Annotated in this window: 1 pseudogene; it reads left to right on the top strand. The window is 46.6% G+C overall.

Annotated elements, in window-relative coordinates:
- A pseudogene (locus AB4486_RS28530) lies at nt 1-306 on the top strand (alkene reductase); the annotation flags it as partial.
- Nucleotide 307: the final 1 nt, after the last annotated feature.

Below are 307 nucleotides of genomic sequence, written 5' to 3' on the forward strand. Positions count from 1 at the left end.
GTGTACCTACATATTGCTGAAGTCGATTGGGATGATGCACCAGATACACCCGTCTCATTCAAACGTGCAATGCGCAATGCTTTTCAAGGCGTGCTGATCTACGCAGGTCGTTATAATGCGGAAAAAGCAAAGCAAGCTATTGATGACGGACTGGCTGATATGATCGGCTTTGGTCGACCTTTTGTGGCGAATCCCGATCTTCCTGAACGTCTACTTCACGGCTACCCATTGGCAGAGCATGATCCAAACACCTTGTTTGGTGGTGGTGAGAAAGGTCTGATTGATTATCCAACGTATAAAGCTTAAG

Origin of the sequence: Vibrio sp. 10N.222.55.C6 (assembly GCF_041473395.1) — a bacterium.
In the GTDB taxonomy this organism is placed as follows: Bacteria; Pseudomonadota; Gammaproteobacteria; order Enterobacterales; family Vibrionaceae; genus Vibrio; species Vibrio crassostreae_C.